We start from the raw sequence: 15,204 nt of genomic DNA on the forward strand, positions 1-15,204 counted from the left end.
CTTCGGGGCGAATGCCGGAAGTGAGCGGGGTACGGGGAGGGGGCGTGAGGGGCGTGCCCCGTCGTGCGGCACCGCAGGGTGCGCCCTCTCGGCCGCCGGACGTCACCCGCGTGTGCTTCCGCCGGGCTCCGCGCTGGTCAGCGGCGCCTCGACGGGCCGGCCCGGCGACCCGTACGCCGTCGGCCCCTCCGGTGTGGCCCCCGGTACGCCGGTGCTCGCGCCCTGTGCGACCCGCCGTGCGCCGGAGCGTGCGCGCGACGAGGCGCCGGACCCCTTGTGATCGCCCACAGCGAACGGTCGGCCCCGCGGGGAACATTCAGGGGCTCAGCTGCATTGAGTCGGCATAGCTCAACTTGACTGCCTAAGGGGAGATCATGGCATCGACGTCCGTACAGCTCACCCTGCCCGTGCTGCCTCTCGATGACGAGGTCGTGCTCCCCGGCATGGTGGTTCCACTGGACCTCAACGACACCGACGTACGCGCCGCCGTCGAGGCCGCCCAGGCCGCCGCCCGTTCCGCGGGCGGGAAGCCCCGCGTGCTGCTGGTGCCGCGCATCGACGGCACGTACGCGAGCACGGGTGTGCTCGGCACCGTCGAACAGGTCGGCCGCCTCGCCGACGGCGACCCGGGCGCGCTGATCCGCGGCCGCGGCCGGGTGCAGATCGGCGCCGGCACCACCGGCCCCGGCGCCGCGCTGTGGGTCGAGGGGACGAGGATCGACGAAAGCGTGCCCGAGCCGCTGCCCGGCCAGGTCGCCGAACTCGTCAAGGAGTACAAGGCACTCGCCACCGCATGGCTGCGCAAGCGCGGCGCCTGGCAGGTCGTCGACCGCGTCCAGGCCATCGACGACGTCTCCGCGCTCGCCGACAACTCCGGCTACTCGCCGTTCCTGACCACCGAACAGAAGGTCGAGCTGCTGGAGACCGCCGACGCGGTGGCCCGGCTGAAGCTCGCCACCCAGCAACTGCGCGAGCACCTCGCCGAGCAGGACGTCGCCGAGACCATCGCCAAGGACGTCCAGGAGGGCGTCGACAAGCAGCAGCGCGAGTTCCTGCTGCGCCGTCAGCTCGATGCCGTCCGCAAGGAGCTGCGCGAGCTCAACGGCGAGCAGGAGGGCGAGGAGTCGGACGACTACCGTGCCCGCGTCGAGGCCGCCGACCTGCCCGAGAAGGTCCGCGAGGCCGCCCTCAAGGAGGTCGACAAGCTGGAGCGGTCCAGCGACCAGTCGCCCGAGGGCTCCTGGATCCGCACCTGGCTGGACACCGTCCTCGAACTGCCGTGGAACGAACGGACCGAGGACCGCTACGACATCCAGGGCGCCCGCGCCGTCCTCGACGCCGAGCACGCCGGTCTGGACGACGTGAAGGAGCGCATCACCGAGTACCTGGCCGTGCGCAAGCGACGCGGCGAACGCGGCCTCGGTGTCGTGGGCGGCCGGCGCGGCGGCGCAGTGCTCGCACTCGTCGGCCCGCCCGGCGTCGGCAAGACCAGCCTCGGCGAGTCCGTCGCCCACGCCATGGGCCGCAAGTTCGTCCGCGTCGCCCTCGGCGGCGTCCGGGACGAGGCCGAGATCCGCGGCCACCGCCGCACCTACGTCGGCGCGCTGCCCGGCCGGATCGTGCGGGCGATCAAGGAGGCCGGGTCGCTGAACCCGGTGGTCCTGCTCGACGAGATCGACAAGGTGGGCTCCGACTTCCGGGGCGACCCGGCGGCCGCCCTGCTGGAGGTCCTCGACCCGGCCCAGAACCACACCTTCCGGGACCACTACCTGGAGGTCGAGCTCGACCTGTCGGACGTGGTCTTCCTGGCCACCGCCAACGTGCTCGAAGCCATCCCGGAGGCCCTGCTCGACCGCATGGAGCTGGTCCGCCTCGACGGCTACACCGAGGACGAGAAGGTCGTCATCGCCCGCGACCACCTGCTCCCGCGCCAGCTGGAGCGGGCGGGCCTGGACAAGGACGAGGTGGCGCTCGACGAGAGCGCGCTGCGCAAGCTCGCCGGCGAGTACACCCGCGAGGCGGGCGTGCGCACCCTGGAGCGGTCCATCGCCCGGCTGCTGCGCAAGGTCGCGGCCCAGCACGAACTGGGCGAGCGGAAGCTGCCGTTCACCGTCCGGGACGAGGACCTGCGCGCCCTGATCGGCCGGCCGCACCACGTGCCCGAGTCCGCCCAGGACCCGGCCGAGCGCCGCACCGCCGTGCCCGGAGTCGCGACCGGTCTCGCGGTGACCGGCGCGGGCGGTGACGTCCTCTTCGTCGAGGCGTCGCTGGCCGACCCGGAGACGGGCGGGGCGGGTCTGACCCTGACCGGTCAGCTCGGCGACGTGATGAAGGAGTCGGCGCAGATCGCGCTCAGCTTCCTGCGCAGCCACGGCGCCGAACTGGAACTGCCGGTGGGCGACCTCAAGGACCGGGGCGTGCACATCCACTTCCCGGCGGGCGCGGTCCCCAAGGACGGCCCGAGCGCCGGCGTCACCATGACGACCGCCCTCGCGTCCCTGCTGTCCGGCCGGCTCGTCCGCACCGACGTGGCGATGACCGGCGAGGTCTCGCTGACCGGCCGGGTGCTGCCCATCGGCGGCGTGAAGCAGAAGCTGCTCGCCGCGCACCGGGCCGGCGTCACCACCGTCGTCATCCCCAAGCGCAACGAGCCCGATCTGGACGACGTCCCGGCGGAGGTGCTGGACAAGCTCGACGTCCACGCCGTCACCGACGTCCGCCAGGTCCTCGAGCTGGCGCTCGCGCCCGCCGCCAACGGCGCGAGGCCGGAGGTTCCCGTGGCGGCGTGACGGACGCCGTGGGAGGGGCGGGGCCCGGGTTCCCTGAGGGAGACCCGGGCCCTCGCCGTACCCGAACCGCACCCGCCGCGCGCCCTGGGAAGCGCCGCCGGTCCGTGCCTGCGAAATACTTGAGGAGCTGCGCCGATGGCGGCGAGGCGGCGAGATCAGGGGTGCTGACGTGCACGAGGACACAGACGGCGAGACGTCGTCGCGTGGTGTGGAGCAGGGCGACCGGGAGTTCCTCTCCCTGGAACGGGAGCTCACGGTGCTGCTGCGCCGTGCCCGCGCCAACCAGGGCGAGATGGCCCGCGAGGTCCATCCTGACCTGGAGTCCGCCGCCTACGGGCTCCTCGTCCGGCTGGAGGAGTGCGGCCGCCAGCGCGCCACGGAGCTCGCCGCCTACATCGGCGTCGGCAAGGCCACCATGTCCCGCCAGCTGCGCGCCCTGGAAGAGCTCGGCCTGGTCGCCCGCGAACCGGACCCGGCGGACGGCCGTGCCTGGCTGGTCGACCTCACCGAGGAGGGCCGCACCCGGGTGCGCCGGGTCCGCGAGGCCCGCCGTGAGCGGTACGTCAGCCACTTCTCCGACTGGGACCGCGCCGAGGTCTCCGAGCTGGCCCGCCTGCTGAACCAGCTGAACCGGGGCATGGAGAAGTAGATGGAGAAGTAAAAGGGAGAAGTGACCGGCGGCGGCCCGTGGCCTACGGCTCCACGCACACCACCGTCGCGTCGTCGTGGGTCTTCGCCCGGCCCAGGAAGGCCCGCCCGGCGGCGTCGTCGGCCCGTTCCAGCGCCCGGACCCGTTCCACCAGCGACCGGGCCCCCTCCGCGCGGACCACGGCGAGCAGGTCCGCCCAGTCGCCCTCCCGGAAGAGCTCCGTCCAGCGGGTGGCCCCGTCCGACAGGGCGGCCAGGGAGCGGACCGCCGCGCGCGGCAGGGTTCCGGTCACCGCCCGGGCGGCCACCGAGGGGTCGGCCGCGGCCGTGAAGAACCCGCCCTCCTTGTTGCGGAGCGTGCCGTCGACGACCTCGGCGCTCCTCAGCAGCTCGCGCGGCAGCCGGGCCAGTCGGTCGTCGTGGACGGGGACGACCGTGCCGTCCGGGGACACCAGCAGCAGCGTCGCGTCGCACAGCACCAGGTACTCGACGAGCTCCGGCGACCAGCGCGCGAGAACCACAGTGGCCTGAGGGGTGCGTGGGTGAGAAAGGTCACAGGTTGCGGCATGGGCCTCAGCAGTACGCGCGATGGCGAGGGCAAGCGCCTCGGCCAGCGGAACATCCATGAGTGAAACGGTCAGTTCGGTCAGAGCGCCGCCCAGTCGCGCGGTGAACCAGGGGACCGAATGCAGACAGCCCGTGTCGCCCTTCGGCGGCGTCACTCCGTCCAGGACGACGAGCGAACCGCCCTGTCCGGAGGCGGAAAGCCCGACACCCGCGAAGTCCTCGTTGGGGCGCGCCCGATCACCGGCCTCCGACACAAGTTCCGTACGCATTCGGCCAGTCTGCACGACCCCCTCACAGTCTTCGCAAAAGGCTGGCATCGCTCGCCGAACGGTTGCACCGCCGCAGGTCAGACGGGTGTTTTGGGCGGGAATGCAGCACTCCGGGAAGACGTGGCGGCGAATACTGTCAAAGCCCGCCGCCCACGTCCAACCGGCCTGCCGCACAAGGCCGCTGCGCACGCCAGAGGAACTTGCCCGCCAACTCCCCTCCGATGTTCACTCCTTCGGGTGGCGGGGCAAGCGATGCGCGGCCCCTGCCCACCGGCACTGGGAGGGTCGGGAGCCGTACCGGACGTACGCGCCAGTTGACGGAGCGTCACATCCGGCCCATGGGTACACGAGTCAGGAATGCGAGCACCGGTGCAGAAGACGCGGCCTCGGCGTACAGGCAGGCAGACGGCCTCCGAGGGGGGCGCGGAGCGCACCCCTGTCGGCAAGGGCCGTCCGACCCACGTACGCAACCGGCTGATCGTCGGGGTGGCCGTCGTGGCCGCCGCGATCGCCGGGGCCGGCGCCCCCTCGATCCTGGCCGCCTCCGGCCAGTTGAAGGACGCCCAGGACCTGGTCACCCTGGCCGAACAGACCCAGGACGCCCTCGCCCTCGCCCAGTCCCTCGCGGACGAGCGCGACGAGGTCACCACCTATGTGGCGGCCGGCCGGGCGAAGTCCAAGGCGCCCACCGCCGAGGGCAGCGCCCGGGTGGACCGGCAGGTGCGCGAGCTGACCACCGAGACGGAGGTCTCCGCCGCGCTGCGCGAGGCCCTCGGCTCCGTCCCGACCGTGCGGCAGGCGGCCCTCACCGGCAAGAGCTCGGCACTCCAGGCGCACGAGGCCTACTCCCGGGCCATCACCGCCCTCCACGTCCTCGTCGACCGGCTCGCCGAGCAGATGCCGCCCCGCGCGGGCTCCGGCGCATACGCCCTCGCCGAGCTCGACACCGCCGTCCAACAGGCCTCCGCGGCCCGGGGCCTGCTCCTCTCCGCGCTGAACGTGCCGACCCGGGTCGAGACCGAGTACGACCCCCTCACCGGCCGCTCGACCACCGAGAAGGTCTCCTCCAGCGCCGACACCAAGCTGCGCGACGCCCTCACCGCCGCCGCGCAGCAGGCCCGGCTGCGCTCCGACGCGGCCCTCGCGGACTTCCGGGAGGGCGCACCGCAGGAAGCGGTGGCCTCCTACGACTCCACGGTCACCGGCGGCGACGTCGACGCCGCCGAGGCGTACCTCGCGTCCCTCACCGACCAGCCGGAACTCAGCGGCGCCGACCTCGACACCAGCGTCAAGAAACTGGACGCCGCGCTCTCCGCGCGGGTCGACCTGATGCGCGGCGTCGAGTCCTCCCTCTACGGCAAGCGCACCGAAGACCTCGCCCAGTTGCGGGACGACGACGTCACCGACCTGGAGCTGCGCGTCACCCTCCTCGGCGCGCTGATGCTGCTGGCCGTCGTCGTCGCCACCGGCATGGCGCGCAGCCTCACCCGCCCGCTGTCCGTGCTGCGCCGGGGCTCGGCGCGGCTCGCGGAGGCCGAGAACCCGGCGGCCGAGGAACCGGTCAGGTTCACCGGCCGCAACGACGAGTTCGCCCAGGTCGTCCGCTCCGTCAACGCCCTGCACCAGCACGCCGTCGCCCTCCACGAACGCGTCACCACCCTGGAGTCCGACCGCAAGCACCTGGTCGGGCAGCGCCAGCGGATGGCCGACGCCCGCGAGGAGCTGCGCGCCGAACTCACCGACTCGGCCACCCAGCTGGACGGCCTGCGCGACAGCATCAGCAGCACCTTCGTCAACCTCGCCCTGCGCACCCTCGGCCTGGTCGAGCGCCAACTCGCCGTCATCGAGGGCCTGGAGGAGCGCGAGCAGGACCCCGACCGGCTGGCCACGCTCTTCAAGCTCGACCACTTCGCCACGGTCATGCGCCGCCACAGCGAGAACCTGCTGGTCCTGGCCGGCACCGAACACGTCCAGCAGCACGCGGGCCCGATCCCGCTGGTGGACGTGGTCCGCGCGGCGGTCAGCGAGATCGAGCGCTATGAGCGCGTACGGATCTCCGCGCTGCCCCCGCACGCGCACGTGGCCGGCTTCGCCGCGGACGACCTGAGTCATCTGCTGGCCGAACTCATGGAGAACGCCACCTCGTTCTCCCCGCCGGACCTGCCCGTCGAGGTCTCCGGCTGGCTCCTGGAGAGCGGCGAGGTCATGCTCTCCGTCCAGGACGAGGGCATCGGCATGACCGAGGAGCGGATGGGCCGGCTCAACGCCCGTCTCGCCGAGTTCGACCCCGAGACGCCCTACGACCAGGAGGGCGAGGAGGGTCTCGGCCTCGGCCTGTACGTGGTGGCCCGGCTCGCCCACCGGCACGGGGTGCGGGTGCGTCTTCGCGAGCAGAAGCAGGGCGGGGTGGCCGCGGTCGTCGTCCTGCCGACCCCGCTCCTGGCAGCGGCCCCGACCGCCGCGATCCCCTCGGCGACCCCGGCCTCGGCCGCCCACCAGACCTTCACCCTGCCCGGCGCCGACGCGGAGGCCAACTCCAACGTCCTGCCGGGCCGTGCCAAGTCCACGGACCCGCTGATCGCCCTGGCGGAGAAGGCGGCACGACAGGCGGAGACTGCGGAACCGACCCCGGAACCGACCCCGGTACGGGCCCCGGAGACGGCAGCCGAGACGACGATGGAACTCCTGCTGCCGACCCCGCAACCGGAGTCGGCGCCGACCCCGCAACCGGCGCCCGAACGCGAACCCGAAGAAAGCGGTGACCACAGCAGCGCCGAGCACAGCCGTGTCCCGGACGTCCTGGACGTCACGGACGCACCGGACGCAACCGTGGAACCCGTCACCGACAAGGGCCTCCCCAAGCGCACCCCCAAGATCACCGCACCCGCCCAAGCCCCGCGCCAGCGGACCGGTTCCGTCGACGCGGACGCCCTCCGCCGCCGTCTGGGCGGATTCCGTCAGGGGGCGCAGGCCGGCTACCGCGATGTGGAAGCGGAAATCGCCGAACGGACGGGCCAGAACAAGGTCCCCTCAGCTCAGGCGCATCAGGCATCCCACAGAGCTCAAGAAGCACACGCACACGCCGAAGATGACACGGGGGGCACAGTCGAGGAGGCAAGCAGTTGACCGCGCCCAGTACCTTCGGACTGAGCAGTGAAGCCCGAAACCTGCACTGGCTGTTGACGAACCTCGTGGAGGAAGTGCCCGGCATCCAGTCCGTCGCGGTCGTCTCCTCCGACGGTCTGCTCCTGCTGTCCTCGGACCCAGGCCGCAACGACGAGGCACGTCAGGCCCGTGAGACGAAACCTTCCGGCCCGCGCGGCTCCTCCGCCGACCTCGCGACCATCGTCTCCGGCATCGGCAGCCTCACCATCGGCGCCGCCAAGCTCATGGCGTTCGGCGGGGTGAAGCACACCATGATCGCGATGGCGGAGGGCAGCCTCTTCGTCATGTCGATCAGCGACGGCTCGCTCCTCGGTGTGCACGGCTCCGCCGACTGCGACATGAGCGTGGTGGCGTACCACATGGCCCTCTTCGTGGGCCGCGCCGGACACGTCCTGACCCCGGAGCTCCGCAGCGAGCTGAGGAAATCCCTGGAGGCCGCCGAGTCGGGGTCCGAACCCGAGTCGGAGTCGGCCGGGAGCGTCCGATGAGTACGCGCCCCGAGAACGCCAGGCAGCAGCTCCCCGTCCGCGGCGGCGACCGCAAGCCCGCCCGGGTGCGCCCCTACTCGCTCACCGGGGGCCGTACCCGGTTCGGGCACGTCCTGCTCGTGGAGACCTTCGTGGCGGCGCTCGAAGCCCCCGAGGAGCGCAGGGAACTGACCAACGGCTCGCTGAGGTCGGCGGTCATGCCGGAGCTTCGGGCCATCGTCGAACTGTGCCGCCGGATGCGCACGGTGGCCGAGATCGCCGCGCTGCTGAAGATGCCGCTCGGCGTGGTCCGGGTGCTCCTCAGCGACCTCGCGGACCAGGGAAAGATCCGTGTGTACGGCACCGGTACCGCTCACGGTACGGGCCGTCCCGACCGCGCTCTGCTGGAAAGGGTGCTGAGTGGACTCCGTCGTCTCTGACGCCGCCTCCTCCTTTGGCGTCACCCCACCCGTCGAACCCGACGAGCCCCTGCAGCCCTGGCAGCTGGACCGGACCCGTGCCCCCATCGCGACGAAGATCGTGGTGGCGGGCGGCTTCGGCGTCGGCAAGACCACCCTCGTCGGCACCGTCTCGGAGATCGAGCCCCTCCAGACGGAGGCGCTGATGACCGAGGCCAGCGAGGAGACCGACGACCTCACCGGCACGCCCGAGAAGATCACCACCACGGTCGCCATGGACTACGGCCGCCTCACGCTCGACGACGACCTCGTGCTCTACCTGTTCGGCACGCCGGGCCAGCAGCGGTTCTGGTTCATGTGGGACGACCTGGTGCGCGGCGCGATCGGCGCGGTCGTCCTCGCCGACACCCGCCGGCTGAAGGACTGCTTCCCCGCGCTGGACTACTTCGAGAGCTGCGGGCTGCCGTACGTCGTCGGCGTCAACCACTTCGACGACAGCGAGCGGTTCGAGCCGCACGACGTGCGGGAGGCGCTCACCATCCCCGCGCACATACCTGTCATGATCATGGATGCGCGGCGCCGGATCTCGGTGATCGAGACCCTCTTGGCCCTGGTGGGCCACGCGCTCGACGAAACCCCCGAGTAGGAGACGTTCCCCGCATGCGGAAGATACTCGTCGTCGGAGCCGGCCAGTCCGGTCTCCAGCTCGCCCTCGGCCTCCAGTCGCACGGGTACGAGGTCACCCTGATGTCCAACCGGACGGCGGACGAGATCCGCGCCGGACGGGTCATGTCGACGCAGTGCATGTTCCACACGGCGCTGCAGCACGAGCGCGATCTCCAGCTGAACTTCTGGGAGTCCCAGGCCCCGAAGATCGCCGGAGTCGGCATCTCGCTCGCGGCGCCCGGCTCGCACGACCCGGGCCCGACCCAGCGCGTGATCGACTGGGTCGGCGCCCTCGACGGCTACGCGCAGTCCGTCGACCAGCGGGTGAAGATGGCCGGCTGGATGGAGACCTTCGCCCAGCGCGGCGGCCAGCTCGTCATCCACGGCGCGGCCGTCTCCGACCTCGACTACTTCTCCCGCGCCTACGACCTCGTCCTGGTCTCGGCCGGCAAGGGCGAACTGGTGTCGATGTTCGCCCGCGACCCCGAGCGCTCCCCGTACGCCGAGCCGCAGCGCGCCCTCGCCGTCTCCTACGTCCACGGTCTGGGCCCGCGCCCCGAGCACCCGGACATGGAGGCCGTCCGCTGCAACCTCGTCCCGGGCGTCGGCGAGCTCTTCATCATGCCGACGCTCACCACCTCGGGCCGCGCCGACATCCTCTTCTGGGAGGGCATACCCGGCGGCCCGCTGGACGTCTTCAACGGCGTCAAGGACCCGGCGAAGCACCTCTCCCTGACCCTGGAACTCATGGAGAAGTTCACGCCGTGGGAGTACGCGCGCGCGACGAACGTCGAACTGACCGACGCGGGCGGCACGTTGGCCGGCCGCTACGCGCCCACGGTCCGCAACCCCATCGGCCGGCTGCCGGGCGGCGGCCTGGTGCTGGGCGTCGCGGACGTCGTCGTGGCCAACGACCCGATCACCGGTCAGGGCTCGAACTCCGCCTCCAAGTGCGCGGCCGCCTATCTCGCCTCGATCCTGGAGCGCGGTGAGAAGGAGTTCGACGAGGAGTGGATGCGGGCGACCTTCGACCGCTACTGGGACACCGCCCAGCACGTCACCAAGTGGACCAACGCCATGCTGGCGCCGCCGCCGGAGCACGTGGTGAACCTGCTGGGCGCGGCCGGGCAGCTGCCGCCGGTGGCGAACCGATTCGTCAATGCCTTCGACGACCCGGCCGACCTCGAGAACTTCTTCTACGAGCCGGACAGGACGGGCGCCTTCCTGGCGGAGGTCGCGGGGGCGTAGGGCCTCGCCGGCCTCTCCCGGCTGTCCGGGCTGTCCGGGCGTACGGCTCCCAGCACCGGGAAGGACGCGATCGGGGAGATCTTGACCTTCTCCCCGGTTCTCGGCGCCTGGACCACCTTGCCCTCGCCCAGGTACATCGCCACATGCGTGGCCTCGGGGAAGTAGATCACCAGGTCGCCGGGGCGCAGCTCCGTCAGCGGGATCCGCGGCAGCCGGGCCCACTGCTCCTCGCTGGTCCGGGGGATCGCCGTCCCGGCGTGCCCCCACGCCTCGGACGTCAGGCCCGAGCAGTCGTACGTCCGCGGGCCCTCCGCGCCCCACTCGTACGGCTTGCCGATCTGCCGCAGGGCGTACCGCACGGCCCGCCCGCCCTCCTTCGACGGCTTGCGCGGCTTGCCGTCCTCGCCGATCGCGCCGGACGCCAGCAGCGCCTCCTGCGCCTGGGCGACCCCCTTCTTCTCCAATGCGGCGAGGGCGGCGAGCTGGTCGGCGGTGAGCGAGGCCAGGAGTTCCTCGACGTCGTCCAGACGCCGGCCGACGGCGTCGCGCTCCTTCTTCCTGCGTTCCGCGAGGGTGAGCTGGTCGTCGAGGGCGGCGCGGGCCGCGCGCGCCAGCCCGTCGGCCCTGCGCTCGCCGCTCTCCAGCCGTCCGACCGTCTCGGCCCGGGAGCGCGCCAACCGGCCGATCACATGCCCCTGGTCGAGGGCGTGCTGCGGATCGCGGGCGAGCAGCAGCCGTACATAGGAGGAGACGTCGGTGCCGGTGCTGCCCTGGTACTGCTGGCGGGCCAGCCGGCCGACCGCTCCCCGGCTGTCCTGCAGGGAGAGCCGGGCCTTCGCCAGCTCGGCGTCCAGCCGCCGCGTCTCGGCCCGCCGCCGCTTCAGCCGCTCCTCGGTGGCGTTGTAGGCCTCGGTGGAACGTTCCGCCTCCCGGTACAGCTGCTGAAGATCCGTCAGCAGCTCGGCCACGGTCCGCTCGCCGGGCCCCGGCGGCTCCGGCACGGCCAGGGCGAGCCCGGGAGCCAGGACGGCCTGTGCGGCGAGCGCCGCCGCCCCGACCGTACAGACCAGACGCAGCAGTCTTTCTGACACGTCATCACCTCCGCTGCGGGGTGGCCCCTCCATCCCGCAGGGCGAGCATCAGGCGCGGGTGCGCGGCCCGCGCGCCGAGTGCGCGGTTCGGCGCAACCAGGTCACTCGTCGGCGTCGTCCCGCCGTCGCCCCGGCGTGGCGTCGGGCGCGGCGCCGGGGGCCGTGTCGGGTGTGGCGCCGGGGGTGGCGTCCGGTTTGGACCAGGGCCAGCGCAGGCGGCCGGTGTTCCGCTTCCCCTCGGGGTCGAACTCGTACTTCCAGCCCTGCGGCAGTCCGAGCTTCTTGCTGTGGCCGCGGGGCGCGCGCCGGTAGACCAGGACGGTGGGCGGTCCGCCGGCCGCGTCGGGGACGGGGATGCGGTACGTCTTCGGCGGATGGCCGGTGGGGCCCAGCAGCACGGACAGCACCCGGCCGTCCATGGGCCCGCCCTCGAAGGGGGTGTCTTCGCTCTTCACGCCACCAGTGTCGATCAGGTCTGCGCGGCCGGCGCACCCCGGACGAGCTCAGCGGTCTGCGCGTCCCGGGCCGCGGTCACCGTCAGGGCGGCGACGAACTGGTCGACCAGCCAGTCCCGCAGCTCGTCGGCGGGCGGCTGCTTGTCCTCGTCGAGCCAGATCAGGGAGGCCGCCTCGACCGCGGTGATCCACATCCGCACGGTCATCCGCAGCCGCGGCCCGGGATCGGCGACCCCCAGATGGCTGTAGATGTGCTCGGCGGCGGCCCGTCGGACACCGTCCACGATGGCGGTCGTCCGGGACGTCTCGACGACGCTGCCGCCCTGGAGCAGGGCGCTGAAGCCGGCGTCGTGACGGCCGACGAACGTGAGGTAGCGGTCGAGGGCGCGGGCCAGCCGGGGGAGCAGCGGGCCTTCCCCGGGCTCGCCGAAACAGTGCCGCAGCTCCTCGGCGGCGGAGCGCAGCGCGGCCTCGTAGAGCTGCTGCTTGCCGCCGGGGAAGTACCGGTAGACCAGCGGCCGGGACACCCCGGCGGCCTCCGCCACGTCGTCCAGCGAGACGTCCTCGGGGACGCGGTGGGCGAACAGCGAGAGCGCGGCGTCGAGCAGCTGACTGCGGCGCTCCTCGACGCTGAGCCGACGGTAGGCGGGGGCGGCGGGGGACATGGTTGCAGCGTAGTCCGGTGGCCCCGGGTTCGTTGTCCTGTGCAAGCAGCCCCGAGTCCTATGCGATGAGCCCCGAGTCCTGGGCAAGCAGCCCCAGGTCCTAGGCAAGCAGCCCCGACGACCGCCACAGCCGCCGTCCCGCTCCGCGCAGCACGCCGATGTCGTCCAGGAAGTCCGTCAGCCGCTTCGCTCCCGACTGCATGACCTCCCGCCGGTGCCCGCTCGCCTGCACCTGCGCGATCGCCTCGCGCCGGTCCAGTCCGACGTTCGTGTAGACCTCCGGATTCACGAACGCCACCGAGAACACCCGCGCGAACTCACCCGACGTGACCCTCGTGAACTCCTGGGACCACCGGGGCGCGGTCACCATCTGGCGGCGCAGCTCCTCACGGGCGTAGCGCACGTGCCGGGCCTCCTCCACGACATGGATCCGGGTGACGCCCCGGACCAGCGGCTGGACCCGCTCGTCGGGGAAGGTCAGCCGCTGCATCCAGTCGAGGACCTCCTCGCCGAGCAGGGTCGCGGTGAAGGAGCCGGGGGTGGTGGAGATCGTCTTGAACAGGCGGCCCAGGTTCTGGTGGGCGCGGCTCACCGGATACCAGGGCGTCTCGCCGCGGGTGATCAGCCGGGCGAACATCTTCGAGTGCCGGCACTCGTCCTCGATCTCGGTCAGCGCGTAGCGCACATGCGCGCTCGTCGCCGCCTTGTCGTAGATGTGCCGCACGAGCAGCTGCATGAGGATGATCTCGAACCAGATCCCCAGCGAGGCGAGCGCGGCGGCCTCGTGCCGGGACAGCAGGATCCGCTGCTCCTCGCTCATCCGCCGCCATATCGGCGTGTCGTACAGCGACACCAGCTCCGGCGGCCAGAACCACTTGCCGTCCTCGAAGGGGGCGTCCCAGTCCAGCTCCTCGTCCGGGTCGAAGGAGTGCTTGGCGGAGGACGCGAGCAGCCGTTCGGCCACCTGCTCCCGGTCCTTGAGCAGGCCCAGCGCGTCCCGCAGCCCTTCCAGCGCGTCGGCATCGGTGAGGGTCGTCGTCATGGCTCTTATGAGACTGCTTGTCAGCAAGGGCGTCAATCCCTTGCGCGTCAACTCTGCGTCCCGTGATCACTCGGCGGAGCGGCGAACGGGCGTTCCGGCTGGGTACGCTGACAGTGTCTGCCAGGCTCCACCGCATGGGAGTAATCATGAGCGCCGCACGCGAGTACGGGCTGGATGAGGACTACGAGTGGCCCCGCCCGCCGGCTGACGGCTGGACGGCGGATGACCTTGACCGGCTCCCGAACCTGCCTCCGCACACGGAGCTGATCGACGGGAGTCTGGTTCTTGTGAGTCCGCAGACGTTCTTTCACACGCGAACCATGCGTCTGTTGGAGCACGCCTTGCTGGTCCAGGTCCCCGGCGACTTGGACGTCATCCGCGAGGTGACCATCAAGCTGGACAAGCGCAACCGGCCGGAACCGGATGTTCTGGTGTTCCGCTCGGAGGCTGACACCGGACCCCGGCAGACCTGGCTCGAGCCCAAGGACGTCGTCCTTGCAATCGAGGTTGTCTCGGACGACTCGGTGGACCGTGACCGGGAAGTCAAGCCGCGGAAGTATGCCACGGCCGGCGTCCCCCACTACTGGCGAGTCGAGGAGAACGACGGCCTGCCGGTCGTCTACGTCTACGAACGCGACCCGGCCACCAACACGTACGTTCCGACCGGGATCTACCATGATCAGCTCAACGTGGCCGTTCCCTTCCTGATCGAGATCGATCTCACCGACATCAACCGCCGTCACCGGTGACCGCCGACCAGCCCCCGATAGCCGCCCTCCGCGTCTGTAACTCCGGCGCGGAGTTGCTGGAGCTCGTCCTCGAGCCGTACGGCAGTGACCACTGGCTGCTGCCCGGGGAGACCTTCGTGGTCTGGACGCTCGAACCGGCCGGCGACGAGATCCTCGAGGTCGAGCACGCGCCGGGCACGGTGACGGTGCACTCCGAGGTGTCCGCCTACGTCGGGGACACGGACGGCAACGAGATCGAGTGCGGCCACAACAGGCCGCGACCCGCCGAGTCGACCGGCCCGGCCGCCCTCTTCCGGCTGAGGCTCCCCTAGCCCCTCAGCTCCTCAGCTCCTCAGCTCCTCGGATCCTCAGACCGAGCAGCCCAGGTCCTCCGGGATCGTCAGGGCGACCGGCTCCGCGCCCTGCGGCGGGAACGAGGTGCGCAGGGTGAAGGCGTACGGGGTCGGGCCGTTGGTGCGCAGATGGAGCAGGCGGGACTCGGCCTCCGCGACCGTCGGACGGTGACCGGCCGGTACCCACCACAGGGTCGTCATCGACTCCGACACCCGCTCGAAGAACTCCCGTCGGCGGGACATGATCTGGCGGTGCCCGCCCTGGTACATGTATGTGGTCAGGGCGTTCGCGTCCCTCCACACCGACATGTTGACGATCAGCCACTCGTCGCCGAAGAAGCTGATGTCCGTCGCGTTGCCCTCCTCGGACTGCAGCCGCCACGCGAATCCGTCCGCCGTGTCGGCATCGGCGTTGACCGCATCGAGGGCGTCCACGAAGGGCTTCAACTCGGGGGAGTCCAAAGGGAACTTGAGGCGCGAGATATTGACCTGCGCGAGCTCGAAAGCGGCCTCGGGAACGGAGTGGGAAACAGGGTCGGGAGCAGAGTGGGAAACAGGGTCGGGAGCAGATGCAGAGGCGGTCTCAGAGGCGGCTTCCGGGACGAATTCGGCGCTGGCATCAGTCATGGGCG

Annotated in this window: 15 protein-coding genes; 9 read left to right on the forward strand and 6 right to left on the reverse strand. The window is 71.6% G+C overall.

Annotated features, from left to right (window positions below):
- Positions 1-374: 374 nt before the first annotated feature.
- On the forward strand, positions 375-2,789 hold the full coding sequence (lon, locus tag ABZ725_RS04265; protein ID WP_358801209.1) for an endopeptidase La: 2,415 nt from the start codon (positions 375-377) through the stop codon (positions 2,787-2,789).
- Between the two features lie 169 nt (positions 2,790-2,958).
- On the forward strand, positions 2,959-3,438 hold the full coding sequence (locus ABZ725_RS04270; protein WP_358801210.1) for a MarR family transcriptional regulator: 480 nt from the start codon (positions 2,959-2,961) through the stop codon (positions 3,436-3,438).
- Between the two features lie 43 nt (positions 3,439-3,481).
- Here ABZ725_RS04270 and ABZ725_RS04275 read toward each other — a convergent pair whose 3' ends face one another.
- A complete protein-coding gene (locus tag ABZ725_RS04275) occupies positions 3,482-4,273 on the reverse strand; it encodes a protein phosphatase 2C domain-containing protein (RefSeq protein ID WP_358801211.1) in 792 nt (263 codons plus the stop codon).
- A 369-nt stretch (positions 4,274-4,642) separates the two neighbouring features.
- On the opposite strand from ABZ725_RS04275, the gene ABZ725_RS04280 reads away from it, so the two are divergent.
- The 5 genes from ABZ725_RS04280 to ABZ725_RS04300 are packed head-to-tail and all read left to right on the forward strand — an operon-like array spanning position 4,643 to position 10,238.
- A complete protein-coding gene (locus ABZ725_RS04280; RefSeq protein ID WP_358801212.1) occupies positions 4,643-7,399 on the forward strand; it encodes a nitrate- and nitrite sensing domain-containing protein in 2,757 nt (918 codons plus the stop codon).
- Positions 7,396-7,926, forward strand: a complete 531-nt coding sequence (locus ABZ725_RS04285) for a roadblock/LC7 domain-containing protein (RefSeq protein ID WP_351903387.1) — start codon at positions 7,396-7,398, stop codon at positions 7,924-7,926. The genes ABZ725_RS04280 and ABZ725_RS04285 overlap by 4 nt, the downstream gene beginning before the upstream one ends.
- Complete coding sequence (locus ABZ725_RS04290) at positions 7,923-8,345, forward strand: DUF742 domain-containing protein (protein WP_358801213.1); 423 nt, start codon at positions 7,923-7,925, stop codon at positions 8,343-8,345. Before ABZ725_RS04285 ends, ABZ725_RS04290 begins: the two co-directional genes overlap by 4 nt.
- Entirely contained in the window at positions 8,326-8,970 is a 645-nt protein-coding gene (locus ABZ725_RS04295) for an ATP/GTP-binding protein (RefSeq protein WP_358801214.1), read from the forward strand. The genes ABZ725_RS04290 and ABZ725_RS04295 overlap by 20 nt, the downstream gene beginning before the upstream one ends.
- 14 nt (positions 8,971-8,984) lie before the next feature.
- Complete coding sequence (locus tag ABZ725_RS04300) at positions 8,985-10,238, forward strand: styrene monooxygenase/indole monooxygenase family protein (RefSeq protein ID WP_358801215.1); 1,254 nt, start codon at positions 8,985-8,987, stop codon at positions 10,236-10,238.
- On the opposite strand, the gene ABZ725_RS04305 is transcribed toward ABZ725_RS04300, so the two are convergent.
- The 4 genes from ABZ725_RS04305 to ABZ725_RS04320 all read right to left on the reverse strand — a co-directional run bounded on the left by ABZ725_RS04305 (position 10,187) and on the right by ABZ725_RS04320 (position 13,491).
- A complete protein-coding gene (locus ABZ725_RS04305) occupies positions 10,187-11,329 on the reverse strand; it encodes a C40 family peptidase (protein ID WP_358801216.1) in 1,143 nt (380 codons plus the stop codon). The two genes, ABZ725_RS04300 and ABZ725_RS04305, sit on opposite strands and share 52 nt — an antisense overlap.
- Before the next feature lie 101 nt (positions 11,330-11,430).
- Positions 11,431-11,784, reverse strand: a complete 354-nt coding sequence (locus ABZ725_RS04310; RefSeq protein ID WP_358801217.1) for a hypothetical protein — start codon at positions 11,782-11,784, stop codon at positions 11,431-11,433.
- A gap of 14 nt (positions 11,785-11,798) precedes the next feature.
- Entirely contained in the window at positions 11,799-12,449 is a 651-nt protein-coding gene (locus tag ABZ725_RS04315) for a helix-turn-helix domain-containing protein (RefSeq protein WP_358801218.1), read from the reverse strand.
- A 100-nt stretch (positions 12,450-12,549) separates the two neighbouring features.
- Entirely contained in the window at positions 12,550-13,491 is a 942-nt protein-coding gene (locus ABZ725_RS04320) for a diiron oxygenase (protein ID WP_358801219.1), read from the reverse strand.
- A 146-nt stretch (positions 13,492-13,637) separates the two neighbouring features.
- Here ABZ725_RS04320 and ABZ725_RS04325 point away from each other — a divergent pair, with 146 nt between their 5' ends.
- Positions 13,638-14,240, forward strand: a complete 603-nt coding sequence (locus tag ABZ725_RS04325; protein ID WP_358801220.1) for a Uma2 family endonuclease — start codon at positions 13,638-13,640, stop codon at positions 14,238-14,240.
- Positions 14,237-14,551: a hypothetical protein gene (locus tag ABZ725_RS04330; protein ID WP_358801221.1), complete on the forward strand. Its 315-nt coding sequence runs from the start codon at positions 14,237-14,239 to the stop codon at positions 14,549-14,551. The genes ABZ725_RS04325 and ABZ725_RS04330 overlap by 4 nt, the downstream gene beginning before the upstream one ends.
- Before the next feature lie 36 nt (positions 14,552-14,587).
- Here the strand turns inward: ABZ725_RS04330 and ABZ725_RS04335 are convergent, their stop codons facing one another.
- Positions 14,588-15,199 (reverse strand): DUF3291 domain-containing protein, encoded by a 612-nt coding sequence (locus tag ABZ725_RS04335; protein ID WP_358801222.1) that lies wholly within the window; start codon positions 15,197-15,199, stop codon positions 14,588-14,590.
- Between the last annotated feature and the right edge of the window lie 5 nt (positions 15,200-15,204).

The sequence above is a fragment of the Streptomyces sp. NPDC006872 genome (genome assembly GCF_040635845.1).
GTDB lineage: Bacteria > Actinomycetota > Actinomycetes > Streptomycetales > Streptomycetaceae > Streptomyces.

Excerpts from the sequence above, each read along its gene's own strand:
- lon (WP_358801209.1), top strand. The coding sequence starts at position 375 with ATGGCATCGACGTCCGTACAGCTCACCCTGCCCGTGCTGCCTCTCGAT.
- ABZ725_RS04275 (WP_358801211.1), bottom strand. The coding sequence starts at position 4,273 with ATGCGTACGGAACTTGTGTCGGAGGCCGGTGATCGGGCGCGCCCCAAC.
- ABZ725_RS04290 (WP_358801213.1), top strand. The coding sequence starts at position 7,923 with ATGAGTACGCGCCCCGAGAACGCCAGGCAGCAGCTCCCCGTCCGCGGC.
- ABZ725_RS04300 (WP_358801215.1), top strand. The coding sequence starts at position 8,985 with ATGCGGAAGATACTCGTCGTCGGAGCCGGCCAGTCCGGTCTCCAGCTC.
- ABZ725_RS04315 (WP_358801218.1), bottom strand. The coding sequence starts at position 12,449 with ATGTCCCCCGCCGCCCCCGCCTACCGTCGGCTCAGCGTCGAGGAGCGC.
- ABZ725_RS04320 (WP_358801219.1), bottom strand. The coding sequence starts at position 13,491 with ATGACGACGACCCTCACCGATGCCGACGCGCTGGAAGGGCTGCGGGAC.
- ABZ725_RS04325 (WP_358801220.1), top strand. The coding sequence starts at position 13,638 with ATGAGCGCCGCACGCGAGTACGGGCTGGATGAGGACTACGAGTGGCCC.
- ABZ725_RS04335 (WP_358801222.1), bottom strand. The coding sequence starts at position 15,199 with ATGACTGATGCCAGCGCCGAATTCGTCCCGGAAGCCGCCTCTGAGACC.